Raw genomic sequence first — 18415 nt, 5'->3', positions numbered from 1 at the left:
ACTCATGAACACAATAAATGAGCAAGAAGCTACGCTATCTGCACAAGCGACCACTTTGGTCGAAAAAGAAGGCCGTCAAACGCTAATTGAGAAGTTTGATGATTTAAAAAGCCCAACCGGTGATGACTTTGAAGCGATGATCCGCTCAAGCTTCAACCAAGTGGATGATCCCATCAAGGTGGTTGAACAAGACGGACAAACTGAAATTGAAGTTAGCTCCGCAGTGTCGGTTCGAACGGATGAGCAGGCTAATGAGCAATTGCGCCTTACACCGTCGCAATTGAATATGACGCAAGGCGGCGCAAACACGCTGAACGTCGATGGCGACACCATGGTGGTATTTGATGATGTATTAACCGTGTCCAATAGCGATAAAAAAGTCACCGTAGCCGATACACTGCAAGCCGATAACGTGATTGCGAATGCACAATTGAGTACAGCGCAAGTACAGACACAGGCTCTGTCGGTATCTCGTGGTGAGCTTGATGTGATGCGCGCGGAACTTGATGGCAATGATCAGCCTCGAGTGAGTGTGTTTGGTGATGCAGGTATTGAAGGCTCACTGAATGTCATCGATACCGTAGAGGCGGCCAATTTGAATGTCTCTGAGACGGCTTCTTTGGCAGAAACCCATATCAGTACACTAACCGTTGACGGGGAGACAGTCCTTAACGATAAACTAACCGGTCGCAACGGGGTATTTACCCAGCATTTAGAAGCCCGCGATGGCTTGGGTATTGGCATTGATGCGCAAAGCTCGCAAGCTAAATTACACATTTCTAAAACCAGCAGTGATATGGACGCCTTGTTACGTGTTGATGATCACAACAACGATAGCACGCCGTTTTACATCGACTCTGAAGGCAAGGTGGGCGTTGGCACGACTGATATTCAAGCCGACTTTCAGGTTGATGGCACCGCGCTTATCGGAGAATTATCCGATAGCCACTATGTGCAATTGAATGCGCAAGACAAGAGTTATTTCCAAGGCAACGTGAGCGTTTCTGAGTCGGTTTCAATTGGCTCTGACGAATTGCCAAGTGAAGCGGGGTGTTTATCGGTTGATGGAAAATTAGCTTTAGGTAAAACCAATGGAGATGCCAAGTTAGATGTGTTGGGCGATACCGACTCGGCATTATTTAAGGTTTCGACAGACTCGGCTACGTTTGTAAAAGTGACTGATGCGCCAATGCAAGGCGAGTCAAAAGTTACTCTATATCAACAAACAAATATTAAAGATAACTTACACGTTGATGGTGATACCACAGCCAGTAATTTGACTGCTCAAAATCATTTAGCCACTGACACTGCTTCAGTTGCGAGCAGCTTAAATGCAGGCCAAACAACCACCAATGCGCTAACCGTTAATGGTAATGCAACGGTGACGCAAAAAACCACATCGCAAAAATTATGGGTGGGTGATACACAGCAAGACGTATCAGAACAAGACAGTGCGACAGGCGCGCTCATCAATACCACCATGACGGTAAAAGAACGTGCCCAGTTCAAAGATATTCACGCCAGTGAAATGATTTCTACCCAAACGGCACTCAAAGCGCAAAGTGCCTATATCAACCAAGGGGTAAATATTGGTGATTTAGGTGAGTCGCTGCACGCTAAAGTCGCGGTAAAAACGGGTGGGGAAGATGAGTCTGCGCTGCTCGTTAAAGACTATGAAGATCACACGCTGCTGCGCGTGAAAAAACAAGGTGTGCAAGTGGGTTCTGCTGCAATGGCTGTGCCCGTTAATGTGGAAGGAAAAATCACCTCACCTGAGTTGAATGTGACTTACCACGCACAACTTGAACAGGCCAAAGTAAACAAAGGCGTTCATATCGCTTCACCTGTTGATATGTCGAACTGGCAACCCAGTGCCAAATTGGCGGTACTCAGTAATTTAACCAATAATACCGGCCTTGATGTCAGCTATTTTGATGGCCAAGGTATTAAGCCAATCATCACCACAAAGGCTGACAAACTCGGTATATTTGCATCTGAGCCATTAAAGCCATTCCACGTGGATTGTGAAGCCCTGTTAACGGGCCCAGTTGAGATCTTGGATGATGTGAATATCACTTACGATGACAATTGTTTGTTTAGTGTTAAAGACATGATGGTCACAGTTGGGCAAGCTGATTTTGCAACGCCATTTCAAGTGTTTGGTGAGAGTGCGTTTTGGGGCAGTCATAAGGTAATAGGCAGTTTTTCGGCTTATAACGAAGACGAAAAACAGCTCATCTATATTGGTGAATCACAAGTTCAGGTGACACAGCACACAGATGCCGCGGCATTAAGCATTAGCGATCTACAAAAAAGCAAGGCAACACATGTTGCTGCGGGGCAGCTAGCGATTAACCAAGCACTGCCTGAGGCTGATGTAAACTTTGCGCTGACTGGACAAGCGCATATCACAGGTAATGTGTACATCGACGGTGATGATGTGGCCTTGCATGTGGACGGCGATACACACCTAAACAATGACTTGGACGTGCATGGCGCGACAACAATTGAAGATGGACTCACTATTAGTGTGACCAACAACACGGCTGAGTTTGCCAAAGATGCTTTAACGGTAACGGGCAACACCACGTTGGACGGTACTTTATCGGTAACCGATTTAGTTGACCTACACAATGGTTTAACGGTCACCAATGGGCAAACGCACTTAAATGAAGCGCTGACGGTTGAAGGGCAAACCTTGATTGATAACACCCTGACCATCAGTGGCCGAGTAAATGCGAACGATGGCGTTAAAATCGCGAAGCAGTTCGAGGGCAATTCGCTGCAAGTTGAGGGTAAAGCACAATTTGATAGCCACGTAGATATTGATGGCGACTTAAATTTATCCGATAAGCCAGCCAGTGCGCGTGTGCATATTCAAGAGCAAGGCAAGCAAGGGCTATTGATTGAAAGGCAAGGTGGACAAGTTGGCCTCGTGTTCAACGATGGCCGCTTAGGCCTAGGCGTTGAGCGTCCAGATTATGCCCTCGATGTGGCGGAAGATAGTCAATTTAGAAAAGACGTGCAGATCAAAGGCCGCCTTGAAGTAGACGAAAGTTTGCATGTAGATGAGTACGCCAGCTTTAGAAGTAACATTAATGTGCATGGCAATGCGGAACTGGCTGGCGAAGCGCGTTTTGGCTTACCGTTTAGCAGCGTTATCGATGAACAAACTGTGGGCATGCCAGCAGGCATTGCGCAGGTGGCTATCGATCAAAATCACTTTGCAAAGGCCTTTGCGGTATACCATCAAGGTGAAAAACCGATTGTTATCGAAGATGGCAAGCTGGGTGTACAAACAGACTCGCCAAAAGAAGCCTTGGACATTAACGGCAACGCGGTGTTTAGGGGCGACATTGAGCTAGATGGTGTGTTGCGCGGTTCAGGTCGCTTAGAGTGCTTTGATGGCGCGAAAATTTTCGGTGATGTGGAACTACGCTCCGATTTAACCGTGCACGACGATGCCCGGTTAAAAGACACGTTAACGGTGGAAGGCAACGCGACATTTAACCGCCAAGTTGAGGTGAACAGTGACAGTACGTTCCAAGCGTCGGTGCGTTTGAACGATGAATTGTCAGTACAAAAACGTACGCTGCTACGTGATAACTTAGTGGTTGCCAAGCACACAACGCTGCAAGGTGGCTTAACTGTCGAAGGGCTGGAAGCAGACTCGCTTGTGGCCATTTCTCCCGCCGCCACCTTCAAAAGCGATGTAACTGTGTATGGTCAAGTGGCGTTTTTAAGTTCACTACAAACGGCCCATGAAGTGAGCGCCAAAGCGGTGCAAATCGTGGGTGAGGTGGGCGAGCATGCAATTTCAATTGATTCAAGCCAACATGCTGCACCTCTTAATATCAGTACTGCAGAGTCCGATGCATTGCATATCACATCAATGGGTGAGGTGGGCATTGGCACACAAGCACCTAGCCATAAACTGGATGTTGCGGGAGATGTACGGGTTCGCAATAGGCTGGTGGTTGAGCAAGGTTTAACCCTAGCACAAGGTGCAACCGCCGAAGGTGATTTCACGGTACAAGGTGCCGTGGCCTCTGCGTCACTACAGCTTGGAGAGACACTGGCTATTTCTGGTGTGTCGAGCGATGTTGAGCTAGGTGGCGACATGGCGTCGGATGAAACACTCGCAACGCAGGCGGCGGTAAAAGCCTATGTGGATGCGCATTGTTGGACGCTGGCAGAAAACAACAAGGTGTTGTTGATACAAAACCAGTTGGAATTCGATGAAGTGATGAGCCGCGAGATATTGTCAAATGTGACCATTTTGCTGTTACCACACATGTGCCATCCACAAATGAATCGCGCTTACAAATTGAAGCAACCGGTTCGTATTGGCTCTAACGTCAGCATTATCGGCTTTAACGAGCGTGAAACACGCATTGTTAAAGAGTATGCAGGCTGTCGTTTCCTTATTCACGGCCAAAGTGATGCACTGGTGAAAAGCGTCGAAATGCGCGGTTTCACTTTCGATGGCTCGCTGATGAACGGTGGCGTGTACGAAGGCAATGGGGGGGCATTCCACTTACGTTATGTACAAAGTGCCAAACTGAATTGTGTGATTGAGAACCATCATGTGAATGGCGATGGTGGTGCGCTCTACGGTGAAGCAGAAGTCAGCGGCATTGAGGCTCGCAACATCAAAAACTGTTCAGCCACACGTCAAGGTGGTGGGGTATTTGGTGTGACTGAGTCAACCATAAATGTTGCTAATTGTCGTGCTGAATACGGCGGCGGTATTGCCTATTGTGATGATTGCCAAGTGGTGGCGCGTTCGAATGTTGCTTTGGTGTACGGCGGTGGCGCTTACAAATGCCAAAGCCTCATGGCACAAGGTTACTGGCGTGACAACCGAGCGCAAGGTGATGTGGGTCATCATATTTATAGCTCTGGCTGTGATAACCCTGATGATGGACACACCCATCACGATTACTTGTGGCACGCACTGTACTTAGATGCGCCAGTGATGTGTGGTACGCAGCCTTGGCGTCATGACCATATCTAGTTATGAAACTGTCCATTAAACAAATAGGGGCCAATATTTTGGCCCCTAAATCGACCCTAGCAGCCACGGATTCCAGCCTAGCAGATATCGAAAATGAATTTGCTAGGTGGATTATGCGTGGCTTATCGCAGATGGATTGGTCTGAATTTGAGTCTTATGAGGTTGTGATTGACACGCTCAAATTGCCGGATATCGATATCGATTTGGCGCAAATCGATTGGCAATATGTGCAACTAGACCCATTTTCAGCATTCAAGCAGTATGTCTATCCACAATTTAAAAACGTGCTTGAGCGGCACCTAGAAAAGGCAAAACAAACCAACACCGCGCAAAGTCAATATGCGGTCAGTGAAGCGGTTAAACGCCAAGGTATTGCGCATTTGAACCTTGATGTGCAGCGTTTGCTTATTTACTTGTTGGCAGACAAACCGCCCACACAAATAGCCAAAGCCACTGTAAAACTTGAGCTAAAACGACTGATAACGCAGGCGTTCAAAGCACAGAAAAATGCACTGGCCGTTTTGCAACATCACCCGAGTTGGGCAAAGTTTCGTAGCCAGCTCGTGACGCTGTTTAGACACGAACCTGTGGTGCTATTTGAGCTATTAGCCCCGCTTTATCCAAGTGATGTGCATGCACGGTTAATGCAATTGTTCACTAAGCTATCGCCCAAACAGGTGTCGCGCTTCATTAGTTGGCTGGAGCAGACTTCAGGGAGTCAGACAGGATTGCATGCAAGCGACCAGCAACAGCGACATTTGCTGCTGAGTGTGCATGAACAGTTTGCAGCAACTCGTCATTTTGATGAGCGATTACTACAGCAAGTTTGTTTGGCTTTGAATTGGCCTAAACATCGACAAGCCATTGCGATGTGGTGCGCGGTGCAAAGCGGTAAAACAGACACAGGCAGTGTGGCGCATTTAAAGCGCATTGTGGCACATGCCGCCGCAAATACCGATCTCACGATAGAGCTGGTTGAAAGCCATACACTGGCGTCAAAGGCCAGCATGTCGGCATCAACGCTTAGCCAATCACGGTTACCAGCGCAACAACTGTTGGGCGCGAGTCGGGTGGCGAACAAGCTGGGGCGACGTAGCAAAAGTGCGTTGCTGCGCGACACGCTTGTTCAGCTACGAGGCTTGTTGCAACGGCTTGTTGAACCACAGGCTTTACTAGAGCAAAAAATCAAAGCATGGTTTGCTTTACAAGCCATGAGAGCAAATCAGTCGCTGTTGACTGCAGAGCTTGTTAAGCAATTGGCGTTGATCAGCAAAGAAATCAGCGACACTTGGTTGGTGCAAAATACGCCGCACGCTATTTTGCATCAAACCGAACAGCTCATCACCCGTTTGCAGGCACAAAAGACGAGTAAATCGCGCAATGCTATTAGCCGCTTTAGTTTGATGAAGGTGTATCGCTTGCTCGCTCAATTGCCGGATGTGCCCGCATCGTTGCTTGTTGTGCCAAGTTTGGCTGAAGAGGCGGATGTTAGCACGGAGCACGCCGTTACGAGTTGGCTGGATAAGGTCAGCGCTTGGTGCGCGCAACAACAAAAAATCGTAAACCAAAAGTCAGGTTCGGTGTTTGCAGATGCGATAGCGCCACAACGTTTTATTACCGTGTTAAGCGAATTAAAAATTTGGTTGCGTGCACAACAAGCGTCGCTGCAAAAGGCGCAACAAGAGTCACGGCAGCCCAACAATCATCAAGAAATAAGCATCTTATTCAGCGCACAAGTGGTGCTAAAAAGCTTGCCGATTGTGGGCTACTCCAATTTTTGGCTACAGGTGAATAGCATTAGCAGTATGGCCAGCTTACATAACGTGTTAGACAAGCTGCTGATCTATTGCCAGTCGGCATCAAGCAAAGAACACATTGAAAACCATGAAATTCAATCGGTTTACTCGGTTCAAGCAGAGGGTCGAGACTTAGAGCACACGCTGAGCCAACAAATTGAACTTGCATATCAGCAACTGAATTCAAACTTGCATGGGATGCAGCAGCGGTTTGAGCAACCACAGGCGTTATTGCCAGAGGGTTCTGCACAACGAAATACGCAGGCGCAGGTTTGGCAGTGTGCGCTGCGGGTAAAACAAATCGCCCAACTGGCCCACACGTTGCAGTTAAGTTATCAAGGCGCAATCGGTCGTTTATATGTCTTTATTACGGCGCAAAAAACGTGGTTTACTCATGAATTGAGCCAACTGCCAAGTAATAAAGCAGCATTGGGTGAGCAAGGCGAAAAACTGGTTAAGTTGTTAGCCGCGCATATCAAAGCACTGCAAACCATGAGCAAAACGATGACACAAGCTGTGCCACAGATTGCTCGCGCTTATTCTGGTCCAGATGCTTGGTTGCAGCCTTTGCTTGATGGCGTGTGTGAGCAAGTTGATGGTGATAACCACGCATTAATAGCCTCTTTGCTTGCGCCCATCGTGTCATTGCCAAGTGAGCAAGAAAACGCGCATAAGCCCGTATCGAGTATGGCTACTTCAAGCGGATTACCAGTGGAATTACAGGCACTTTATGGAGCGCAAGCCAATAATAATGCGCAGCCATATCAAGAAGGTGTTAGGCATGAGTTTGTAGAACAGCCTGTAAAAAGCGAAACCAGCACGACAGCACAACGCCAAGCACAGCTTACCCCTGCGTTTGATTTTGAAAGCCCAAATGTGCAATCAAGTGATCAACACCATTCTCAGGTGCAACACGCTGAACATGCTAGAAGCCAACAGCAAACATCAGCTACAGCGGCAAGTGATCAACGCTTTGATGAGGTTGTAGGGCAAGCACAAGCAAGCGATCAACATCATGATGAACAAGAGGTAAGCGCAAGCCAAGCGACTAAGTTATCCCAGCGTCAGCGCATAGACGAATTTGAGGCAACAGAGCAAGCAGCTTCTCAGCTCAGTCGCTCTGATCAAGTTGTCTCTAAAGAACAAAGCAACGCACAAGACAATAACTCTGTGCATGCCGTATTTCCTGAGCAAATCGCTGCGGTGTCAGTCACTCACGCTGTAAAAGATGAAACCTGTGCACAGCAACCCCCTGTAAGTTCTGATACTCATTCTGAGCCAGCTCGACTCGTACGCGCTTTAATGCAGGTGCAAACTGTGCAACAAGCACAGCAGCTATTGGCGAGTATTGAACAGCGCATTGCCGCACAGTCGTTGCCTGATATCACAACTGAAAATAGAGCGCAGTTACAAAGCGCTGTCACGCAAACTCGAAATAAGCTGCGTACATTGCATAAAGCAACCGCAAGCAAAGCCGAGCAAGGTTTAGTGACTAAAGCCATGCAGCAAGTGAAAGCACAGCTAGAACAACTTCAGCAGTTTGACGAGCAAGTAGTGAGCCCCGTTACCTTTGATGTGGGCTTAGTCATTGTGTGGCCATTCTTACCAACCTTGTTCTCGAAGCTCTCGTTATTGCATGACAGTGACCATGAGCAAGCGGGTATGTTTGTTGATGAATCTGCGCTTATGCAAGCTCATGCACTGCTGTGTTACATCGCCAATGTTGACCCGTTAATTGAAGTTAGCCACACCGCCAATGCGTTACTTGGTTTGCCTTTGGACATTGAAATTGAGGAAGTTATTGAGTTGGATGATGACAGCAAAGCGGCGGCCGATTACATGCTTCACGCTTTAATTAGCCGCTGGGAAATACTCAAAGGGATGCCTGTGGCTGAGTTTGTACGCTTATTTATCATGCGAGAAGGGCAGGTAGAACAAACCGATACGGGTTATCACATTAGCGCAGAAACCATGCCTCAAGACGTACTTATGGCAAAGCTCCCTTGGGGATTGGGCATGGTGCAATTGCCTTGGTTGGAACAAACACTCCTGCACATTGAATGGAAATACGGATTTTAACCGCAAGCTATTTTACAGAGGATTATTATGCATACCTATAATGAAGCGAATACCCATGAGCTGATCCTTGAGCATCAGCACCGGGCACAACTTTACGCCGATGCGAAAGCCAATGCCGATACGGTGGTGACGCACAATGAATATTATCGCAAACGCTATCTTGATGAATTGTTTTCCCATAGCGTGCTGATACAACTCAACGATGTGAAATCCGAGCTTGCCAGTCATGGTTATGGTAGCGAAATCGCCATAAAAAAGGAGCAGCTTGAAGACAATGGTGTGGTGGTTGACGTTATCTATGAAGTCGCCTTTAAGTTTAGTGGCAACTTGCAAAGTGATACGCCAGTGGTATCCGATGACAGCCAAATGGTATTTTTTACGCAAGCAGGCAGTCACTATATAGCCTGTCGTTATAAAACAACTCAGCTTACTAGTCAGGTGCAGGTGCTGTATTTTGATGATGAAGGCTATAGCCATTTTAGAGCGCATGGCAGTAGCAGAACCCAGTGGCATGAGCACACCAGCAGCGGCTCGGAATTGGCATCCATTATTAGCGATTTTGTGTCACTGATTTTTATTCAAAAAAGAGGCAATTTAAGCCGAATTTAACGTCACGTTTTTGCCAGTAGCTCGTCATCTAAAAAAGCCAAAAATGAGGTTTAAGATGGCAAGTTACACGCAAGCGTTTGAAAAAGTAATGGTGTTTAGCCATGAACAAGCTGATATTTATACCGTTGAGGCAGAGCAGTTAAACTGTTGGCAAACCATGAAAAACGCCGGCTTTTCGCAAAACGAACTTTACGAGCTATTTAGAAAACAATATTGCGAGGAGATCTGGATACAGCTTCGCGGTGATGAACTGGTTCATCAAAACGTGGCTAATTTATTGTTTAAAGCGTCGCTTAAAGGCTACATCGACATCCTACTGAGTGATTTACAGCAACACTTTTCTTTACCCGTGAGTGGTCAAGTTTGCGACCAAACCTTAGCGTATCTTAATCAACTGGACGTGACGGCTTTAACGACCTGGTTGGGCCTAACCATCCTGTATCTAGAGAACTCGTTGAACCAATCGGCACAACCTGAAAGCAGTGACGCAACGTCATGCCATCAGCCTATGTGGGTTCATTAAACCTTCTTCCTTACCTCTCTCCTTTTTCCTGTTTTGTTTTTATGCATGCAGCGACTGACTTATGGGAGGCGCTTGCCTCCTCCTTCCCTCTCTCAATTTTTGCTATCAATGGAGTATTTTTGATGAAAAAAAATTTTGATAACCCCACCGAGCCTAAGCCTCAAAAGCACCGTAAAAAACCACCGCGCTGTGAACATAAGCCCATCATCATGCCACAAGATATTGTGATGGTATTAGTCGGTAAATGGGCGATGCCAACCACAGTGATCTTGGTGCTAGTGACCTGTTTGTCGGGGTATTACCTTGAAGTTGAAGCCTTTACGGCGGTTGTAGGGATGATTTCTCCGGTGATTATGGCGCTGATCATGGTGATCAAAGAGGCGTCGGTTCCCAAGGAAGAAGATGCCACAATCAAGGAAAGAGAAGGTGAACGCAGCGAACGCATTGAGCAATACCATATTGAAAAGGATATTAAAATGGCGCAATTTGCGTTTGATGAAAATCGATACAATCAGGAACTTCATGAAAAAGCGCGCCAGTTTGACCAGTCTCAAGCAACAACTCGTGAGTTTTTTCATATCACAAAGGAAATGAACACCCAACTTGCCGATATGATGAAAAAAGAAACGGAACTGAGTATTGGCGATACCCATATTAAAGTTGCCGATGGCAACACCAAGTTGAGTAGTGTGCAAAAAAAGCAAGGTAGCGACAAATGAATACACAATGCTATGACGGCAAAACAAGAAAATCGGTCACCCATGGGGTGACCGATTTTTTTTGCGCTCAAACTAGAGCATGTTGCATGTAGTCGGTTTTAAACAGATTACTTGTACTGCGCATCCAATGTTAAGCCAGAGAACGAACGGTATGAATACACGCTTAGGTGCCATTTACCAGCAGCAGGCGTTGTAAAAGTACAAGTCTCAGCGTTACCATCATTCCAAGAACGACAATCGAAGCTTGAAGACGTTGGCTGGCTGCCTTGTTTTACATATAAGTCAGCATCACCAGAACCGCTAGAAGTTGTTACTGTGAAGCTATTCATGCCTGCTGGTACATCAATGGTGTAATGTAGCCACTGACCCGTTGATGCTGATAGGTTTGTTTCTGTACCGCCGCCCGGTTGAGGCTCAGTTGGGTTAGTGCCACCTGTGATGTCGGCTTGTAGGTTAACTTGTGCGTAAGCAGAGTAACCGTCAAGCATCACCCAGTATTTGCCTGCTGTTGGGTTATCGATAGTACAAGTTTCGTTGTTACCGCCTTCCCAAGGGCGACAGTCCCAGCTATTGCTTGTTGGTTTAGCACCTGCTTTAACGTACATATCCGCGTCACCCGTGCCACCGCTCATAGCAACGGTTAGTTTGCTTGCGCCAGCTGGTACATCAATGAAGTAGTAAGTTTGGCTGCCTTTTGCTGCGGCTAGGCCTGTTTTTGCCACGCCATCAAGTAGCTCTTCTTCAACAGGGTCAATGATGTCGCCTTTTGCTTTTGCAACAGCCGCTGCCGCATCAACAATACCGGTACCACAGCTTGTACATGTTGCTGGGAAGCTACGTGTAGTCGTTTTTAAAATGTCTTCAATTTCATCTGGCGTAGCAGACGGCTTAGCTTGCTTGATAAGCGCTGCAACACCTGCAACGTGCGGTGCTGCCATCGACGTACCTTGAGAGTAGTGATAGCTGTCTGATACTGGGCCTGTGCTACCCGAGTTATGTGTAGACAGTACGCCTTCAGAGTCATTAGCAAAGCTCTGTGCGCCACCCGGTGCAGCCACATCGATTGAAGAACCGTAGTTTGAGTAGTAAGCACGGCCACCGCTGCGGTTTACTGATGCCACGTTTACTACGCCGTTACAGTTACCTGGGTTGTAGTTATTGGCATTATCGTTGTCGTTACCTGATGCAATAACAATTACCGTACCGTTTGCACGTGCTTGGTTAATCGCATTTTGAGTGGTCGCGCTACATGCTCCACCGCCACCTAAACTCATGTTGATAACATCGGCTGGGTTCGCGTTTGCTGGTACACCAGATACAGAACCACCTGACGCCCAAATAATACCGTCAGCAATGTCTGACGTTAAACCACCACATTTACCAAGTACACGTACCGGTACCACTTTCGCGTCATACGCCACACCCGCAACACCTTCACCGTTGTTAGTAACGGCCGCCACAGTACCCGCAACGTGCGTACCGTGCCAGCTCGAGTCAATATCACGACTTGGTGAAGGATCGCCGTTACTGTCAGTACCACATTCGCCTCGAGTTATGGCATCACCCGGATCGCTTGCGTCGCTATCACGTAAACCGCCATCATTGGCCACGTCTAGGTTAGAGATCATGTCGTAACCCGGTAAAATATTCGCGTTTAAATCGATGTGTGGACGATAACCCGTATCAAGTACAGCCACAGTCACACCAGCACCTGTTGCGCTATCCCAAGCGGTTGGTAGGTTCAAGCCACCGTTCGCTTCATAGTAGTGCCACTGATCTGAGTAGCGCGGGTCGTTTGGTACCGCAAACGGTTTGAGCATTTGGTCAACTTCAATGTACTCAACGTTACCGGATGCAGCAATCTCTTGCATAAATGAGTTAGCTTCTGCTGCTGATAGCTTTCTATCAACGCGCATAACGTGGTGATTGCTGAGCGCCATAGGGCGAACATATTGCGCTTTGACGTTTGATTTTTTGCTCGCAAAGCCCTGCACGAAGCTTTGCGCACGTTGATTCATTGCTGCTGGAGAAACGTCAGCCCCCGCAGTCATCATCATGTGATCATTGTTTTTGTACTTGATGATGAACTGAGTGCCTAGTTTACTTTGGTCTTGTAATTTGACAGCCGTTTGCGCGTAGTTGATGTTTTGCACTGAAAGCGCTGGGTTTGCCATTGCACTATTTGCCGTGAACAGAGCGGTCATTGCTAAAGACAATGCACCTAATTTGAACTGATTTGTTGTTGTCATAATATCCCCTGACATGTTGTTGTGTGTATCGTCTAACTTACACTCGCTGCAAGAAAGACGTTACAGAACGTAAAGTTATGGTTAATTTTTTAAAAGAATCGTTTTGTTATTAACACAAATCATTCTGTTATAAGTGGATGGCTATATGACAAAAATATTACATTAACTATTTGTTTTAAAAGCAATAGCTCTAATTTTTTACATAAGGATAAATTGGTCTTTTGTTATGTAAATGATTGTAAATGTAAGCGGTTTTTTATTGTTTTGGTAAAAATATGTTCATTTGATCGTCAAATGTTCGATATTTTATTTTTCTAGCTAAAAGTGTTTATGAATGAGAATGGATAATCCAGGTTACGAACCTGCTTAAAAACTAGGTATAATGCGCGCTTGGCTTCTATTTGTTGGGTAAAACATGACGCAATTTGATGTTGTAATTATTGGTGCTGGTGCCGCTGGGTTAATGTGTGCAGCGCAAGCTGGTTTCCGAGGGCGCTCGGTGGCGGTGCTGGATATGGGTAAAAAGCCGGGCCGTAAAATTTTGATAAGTGGCGGTGGTCGCTGCAATTTTACCAATGAAGGTGCCTCTCCCAGTAATTACCTATGTGGCAATCCGCACTTTGTTAAATCCTGTTTAAGCCGCTATACCCAACATGACTTTATTGAACTGGTAGACCGTCATGGTTTGGCCTATCACCACAAAACCTTAGGTCAGCTATTTTGCGACAATAGTGCACAAGATATTGTTGATATACTTACAACAGAATGCGATTGGGCAGGCGTACAGTTATTTTTACGCAACGAAGTGCTGAGCGTGCAAGCCAAAGAACAAGGTGGCTATATTATTACCACTAACGAGCAAGCTTTTGAGTGTGAATCCTTGGTGATTGCATCAGGCGGTTTAACCATGCCAAAACTCGGCGCAACCCCCATAGGTTATAAAATCGCCGAACAATTTGGACTCAAAGTGCTACCCACTATGGCCGCATTAGTGCCGTTCACTTTGCACGATCACGACAAAGTACGCTTTGATGGTTTATCGGGTGTAAGTATTCCCTGCGAAGTGAGTAGCGAATGCGGTACACATTTTAAAGAAAACATCCTGTTTACACATCGAGGGCTGTCTGGCCCTGCGATATTGCAAATATCCTCATTTTGGCGAGCAGGGCAGGCGGTAACAATTAACCTTTTACCAGAGCAAAATCTCAATGAAACCATTCACCAATGGCGTGTTGAAAGCGCCAGTAAATCATTGAAAAACGCCCTCGGCGCCATTCTACCCAAGCGCTTTGTGGAAGTATTGATTGCCGAACAAGCCATCCCTGATAAAGCCTTAAACCAACTCACCCACGCTGAAATAGACGCCATTGCCAACTATCTCCACAATTGGCAAATAAAACCCAACGGCACTGAAGGCTACCGCACCGCCGAGGTGACACTCGGCGGCATCGACACCGATGAACTCAGCTCAAAAACCTTCGAAGCGAAAAAACAAAAGGGTTTGTATTTTATTGGTGAAGTCACCGATGTAACGGGTTGGTTAGGCGGTTACAACTTCCAGTACGCATGGAGCTGTGGATTTGCTGCAGGGCAGGCGGTTTAGTTAAGAGCCAAGTAGCTGGCCGGCTGCGATTGTTGCCTCAGTTCGCGAATATGTAGAACTAGCAGCAGTTGCGCCAGACCGTCTGGTTGGCGCTTCAATGCTTGAGCAGGCGCAGTACTTCCGTTCGTTCTCAGAGTTGCAACTGCGTTGCTCCAACAGTGCCCCTGCTCGACGCACGCGTCGAACAGTTCCTTGAGGCGTTTCAAATTAAACATGGTTTATCCACCCGGCGCCGTTTGGTTTGGGTTTATGCCGACCAAACGGGCAGTCTGCTGTGCAATTTGATGGTACTGCGACTCGGACGTCAGCTTGCTTTGCAACAAGGGCGCGGCGGCTGCGACTATTTCGCGGGCATTGTTGGTTTCACCCAGATGCCATAGGGCCTGCGCATCTTTAAGGCGGATTAATTGGCCCTCGACTGAACCCGGGGGATGGTATTTATCCGTCAAGCCCCAAGCCCGAGCTAGCACCTTGTGGGCCTCATGCCATTGTTGCGTCGCCAAATAGTGATCGCCTTCGATACGAAGCAAAGCGATATGGGCCACATGCTCTGGTGGGAAGTGAGCTTCGAAATTGGCTTTGGCAACCTGTATCTTGCGGCCTGCTTTTTCGAAGTCGTGACCGTTAAGGGCGACTGCGCCTTGCAGCAGTGAAACTAGGCCCAGATTATAGTCACCTTTTGGGAACTGCTGCTCGGCCTGAGCATAGAGCGCCTCAAGTGACCGTTCAGCAATGTCGGCTTCACCGAGAAACGAGCGACTGTATGCCAGAAATAATCGGGCCGGGAAGGTATCTAGGCTGGAATCTGGGTAATGGGGTCTTAACAGGCTTAACGCTTGTTCGAAATCGTCCTTACTGGCGTGAAAGTTGCCCATTTCTAGGTGGGCCTGACCTCTGTCAGAGTGATAACTACCCAGCGTGATGGGGTTGGTCAGACCGCCCGCCAGCTCTTTATTGAGAAGATCGATTTCTTCCTGATAGCGGCCCAGATCGGTGAGCAGATAGACATAAGACTGGGTCACCGCCTGATTGAGTTGCGAGTTTGGCTCAAGGATCCTGTCGGCCAGTTGATAGGCACGCACTATGCTGGTTTCAGCCTTGTCATAGTCACCGAGGTTACGGTAGTTGTTGGACAACATCCTCAGGGTATTTAGGTTCTGCGGATGATTTTCACCGAATAATCTCTGTGTGTCAGCTAACAGCGTAGTCAGTATCTCTATGGCCTGAGTATATTCTCCAGCATAGTAATGGATGTAGGCAATTTGAAAACGGATCTCCAGTGGCGTCGTTTCTTGTTCGTCCGGATGTTGCTGCCAATACGCATCAGCCTTGTGATAATAGTCCTGAGCCTGGTCGAATTGGCTTTGTTTTGTAAAGTAGAGACCTAGATAATAATCCACCAACGCCCGATCTTGTCCGCTGACATCGGGAGCGTGTGCCATCCGCTCCCCTTGGCGCAAGTAGTTGAGCGCTTTATCAAATTGACCTGCGATGATATAGGCGCTGCCAAGTTCGGCGAAATCGGCCACGGTTGGTTGCCCGCCATTTTGCTGTTTCAGTTTGAACGCTTCTTCCATCAGGGCGACGGCCTGTTGATCCTCTCCTAGGTTGTTTTGCACCTTCGAAAGTACCCCAAGCAGACGGGATTTAATATCAGGCTGTTGCGACAAGGTATTGCGGGTTTTGCTGATCGCGGTATCGACCAGCTTGGCAATACTGATGGCTTCACCTTGGGCGTTTTCCGGTGAGGCAGCTTCAAACATGTCGGTCAAAAGCTCTATGACTTTCTCCGAGGTATGAGTTTGTTGTTGCAGACCTTTTTGGGTGGCAATCAGTTCGTCTCTTTGCTTTGTCAGGCTTTGATTGAGGCTGTTGGTTACCACCAATCCCGTGGTCATCGCGATGGCCAGGGCCGAGCTCAATACCGCGGCAAGCGGGTGGCGTTTGAGCAATTTGCCAAGCAGATAGGCTGGTGTGGGGCGGGTCGCCGAGACAGCTTGCCCCTTGAGATAGCGTACGACGTCCCGAGCTAGGTTGTCGACGTTCTGGTATCTGTCTTCGGGGAGTTTTTCCAGCGCCTTGAGTACGATATTGTCAAGATCCCGGTGGATCTTGTTGTTATGGGTACTCGGGGCGGCCGGTTTATCGCGGCAAATGGCTTTCAGGGTCTCGGCCATTTCTTGTTTGTCTGTGGTATGAGGAGAGTGGTCGCTCAGCAGCTGATACAGTAGGGCGCCCAATCCATAAACGTCGGTCGCCGTGGTGGTCGGTTCGCCGAGGACTTGTTCGGGACTGGCGCAGGAGAGCGTCATGGCCAGCAGTCGCTGAGTATTTTCTTCGTCATGACTTTGTTGCAATACTCGGCTGGTGCCAAAATCGAGCAGTTTGACGACGCCGTCACTGTTAACCAGTATGTTTTCTGCCTTAATGTCGCAATGGATGATTAAGCGGTTGTGGGCGTAGCTGACCGCATCACAGACTCGCAAAAAGAGCTCGAGTTTTTCATCCAACGACAGCTGGTACTCAGAACAGTAATCGCGCAGGTTCTGCCCTTGGATATACTCCATCACCAGATAAGGTCGTCGATCATCGGTCAGGCCGCCGTCGAGCAGCATGGCGATATGGGGATGCTGTAGCTTGGCCAGCAACTGACGTTCCGAGGCGAATTGTCGGGCATCGTCTTCATCGGAAAACGCCGGGGCCAATTTGATGGCGACCTTCTGCTCGTATTGGCCGTCGGCCCGCTCCGCGAGAAATACCACACCCATGCCGCCGGCACCGATTTGTGCTTGGATCCGATATGGGCCGAGTAGTTGGCCAGGCTGCAATTGTTGCCCTAGTTCGCGAATATGTAGACCTATCAGTTGTTGCGCCTGACCGTCCAGATGTAATACCTGAGTCGCATTGAGGTGGCCGAGCAGGCGTTTTACTTCCTTGCATTCAGCCTCGTTGCATCCGCTTTGTTCGAGAAAGGCAGTGACTTCTTCGGATGAAAGGTCGATACAGGCGTCAAACAGCGCCTTGACGCGTTTAATATCAGGCATACAGGGTATTTCCTCCCGAGCTGAGGCGGTCGTGTAAAAAGGCACGGGCGAACGTCAGTTCCCGCTCGACGGTGCGCAAGCTCAGGCTGAGTGTGTCGGCGACTTTTTGCTGAGGAAAGCCGGCAAAATAATGGAGTTCGACAATCGACTCCATTCGCTCTCCGAGGGTGCACATTTGCTTGATGCACTGTTCAACCGCCAGCAGCCCCTCGTTTTCGTCGTCTTCACTGAGCAATTCGTCAAGCCACTGGGTTTTTACGGCGCTGCCGCCACGCTTGGAGGCCGACTTGGCGCGGGCGTAGTCGATCAGTAAGTGCCGCATCGCCTTGGCGGCTGTGCGGAACAGGTGTTCCTTGCTTTGATAGCTGCCATCGGCTTCGATCAGTTTTACACAGGCCTCATGCACTACCTCAGTGGTTTGCAATGTAATGTTGTTGCCGTATTGGGCCAAAATACGGTTGGCGCACGCCTTAAGTTCCCTGTAAAGCGTCGGGCTTACCATTAAGTCGGCGGGGGTAAGTTGGGTATCCATAGCTGGGACCTCTCTAGCTGATATTGGCAAAGCTGACATAGGCTCTGACGTTTTGGTCGTTGATTTGCATTCCATGTTGCAAGGTTCAACTTTAGAAAACATTAAGCGTTAAGTTCCATTTGACACGGCGAAGAGAAATTGGACCAAGATTATCTCATGTTCGAATTCGCTCGTCATGGGGTCGTGCTTACTTGCGCCGCTAACTTTAAGCATCGCGGTGCTAATTAATAGAAAGCACAATAAG

General features: G+C 48.0%; 9 protein-coding genes. 6 read left to right on the top strand and 3 right to left on the bottom strand.

Annotation, left to right across the window (positions count from 1 at the left end; genetic code table 11):
• Positions 1 to 4: 4 nt before the first annotated feature.
• From AC5FX4_RS17485 to AC5FX4_RS17465, 5 genes are all read left to right on the top strand, one after another.
• A complete protein-coding gene (locus AC5FX4_RS17485; RefSeq protein WP_493607591.1) occupies positions 5 to 5017 on the top strand; it encodes a hypothetical protein in 5013 nt (1670 codons plus the stop codon).
• Positions 5018 to 5019: 2 nt separating this feature from the next.
• A complete protein-coding gene (locus AC5FX4_RS17480; RefSeq protein WP_493607590.1) occupies positions 5020 to 8892 on the top strand; it encodes a contractile injection system tape measure protein in 3873 nt (1290 codons plus the stop codon).
• Between the two features lie 27 nt (positions 8893 to 8919).
• Positions 8920 to 9501: a hypothetical protein gene (locus AC5FX4_RS17475; protein WP_493607589.1), complete on the top strand. Its 582-nt coding sequence runs from the start codon at positions 8920 to 8922 to the stop codon at positions 9499 to 9501.
• Positions 9502 to 9544: 43 nt separating this feature from the next.
• Complete coding sequence (locus AC5FX4_RS17470; RefSeq protein WP_493607588.1) at positions 9545 to 10024, top strand: hypothetical protein; 480 nt, start codon at positions 9545 to 9547, stop codon at positions 10022 to 10024.
• A 122-nt stretch (positions 10025 to 10146) separates the two neighbouring features.
• A complete protein-coding gene (locus AC5FX4_RS17465; protein ID WP_493607587.1) occupies positions 10147 to 10743 on the top strand; it encodes a hypothetical protein in 597 nt (198 codons plus the stop codon).
• A 107-nt stretch (positions 10744 to 10850) separates the two neighbouring features.
• Here AC5FX4_RS17465 and AC5FX4_RS17460 read toward each other — a convergent pair whose 3' ends face one another.
• On the bottom strand, positions 10851 to 12992 hold the full coding sequence (locus AC5FX4_RS17460; protein ID WP_493607586.1) for a S8 family peptidase: 2142 nt from the start codon (positions 12990 to 12992) through the stop codon (positions 10851 to 10853).
• A gap of 415 nt (positions 12993 to 13407) precedes the next feature.
• Between AC5FX4_RS17460 and AC5FX4_RS17455 the strand changes: the two genes are divergently transcribed.
• On the top strand, positions 13408 to 14595 hold the full coding sequence (locus AC5FX4_RS17455; protein ID WP_493607585.1) for a BaiN/RdsA family NAD(P)/FAD-dependent oxidoreductase: 1188 nt from the start codon (positions 13408 to 13410) through the stop codon (positions 14593 to 14595).
• 218 nt (positions 14596 to 14813) lie between these two features.
• On the opposite strand, the gene AC5FX4_RS17450 is transcribed toward AC5FX4_RS17455, so the two are convergent.
• The gene (locus AC5FX4_RS17450; protein ID WP_493607584.1) at positions 14814 to 17639 is read right to left on the bottom strand and encodes a protein kinase domain-containing protein; all 2826 of its coding nucleotides are present in this window, start codon (positions 17637 to 17639) and stop codon (positions 14814 to 14816) included.
• Positions 17632 to 18171: an ECF-type sigma factor gene (locus tag AC5FX4_RS17445; RefSeq protein WP_493607583.1), complete on the bottom strand. Its 540-nt coding sequence runs from the start codon at positions 18169 to 18171 to the stop codon at positions 17632 to 17634. The genes AC5FX4_RS17450 and AC5FX4_RS17445 overlap by 8 nt, the downstream gene beginning before the upstream one ends.
• Between the last annotated feature and the right edge of the window lie 244 nt (positions 18172 to 18415).

This window comes from Pseudoalteromonas sp. ATL1 (assembly GCF_058933015.1).
Note: the sequence above shows the minus strand (reverse complement) of the source record. Positions and strands in the feature narration are given on the sequence as shown.

Coding starts and splice junctions, on each gene's coding strand:
- AC5FX4_RS17485 (WP_493607591.1), top strand. CDS start 5: ATGAACACAATAAATGAGCAAGAAGCTACGCTATCTGCACAAGCGACC.
- AC5FX4_RS17480 (WP_493607590.1), top strand. CDS start 5,020: ATGAAACTGTCCATTAAACAAATAGGGGCCAATATTTTGGCCCCTAAA.
- AC5FX4_RS17475 (WP_493607589.1), top strand. CDS start 8,920: ATGCATACCTATAATGAAGCGAATACCCATGAGCTGATCCTTGAGCAT.
- AC5FX4_RS17470 (WP_493607588.1), top strand. CDS start 9,545: ATGAGGTTTAAGATGGCAAGTTACACGCAAGCGTTTGAAAAAGTAATG.
- AC5FX4_RS17465 (WP_493607587.1), top strand. CDS start 10,147: ATGAAAAAAAATTTTGATAACCCCACCGAGCCTAAGCCTCAAAAGCAC.
- AC5FX4_RS17460 (WP_493607586.1), bottom strand. CDS start 12,992: ATGACAACAACAAATCAGTTCAAATTAGGTGCATTGTCTTTAGCAATG.
- AC5FX4_RS17455 (WP_493607585.1), top strand. CDS start 13,408: ATGACGCAATTTGATGTTGTAATTATTGGTGCTGGTGCCGCTGGGTTA.
- AC5FX4_RS17450 (WP_493607584.1), bottom strand. CDS start 17,639: ATGCCTGATATTAAACGCGTCAAGGCGCTGTTTGACGCCTGTATCGAC.
- AC5FX4_RS17445 (WP_493607583.1), bottom strand. CDS start 18,171: ATGGATACCCAACTTACCCCCGCCGACTTAATGGTAAGCCCGACGCTT.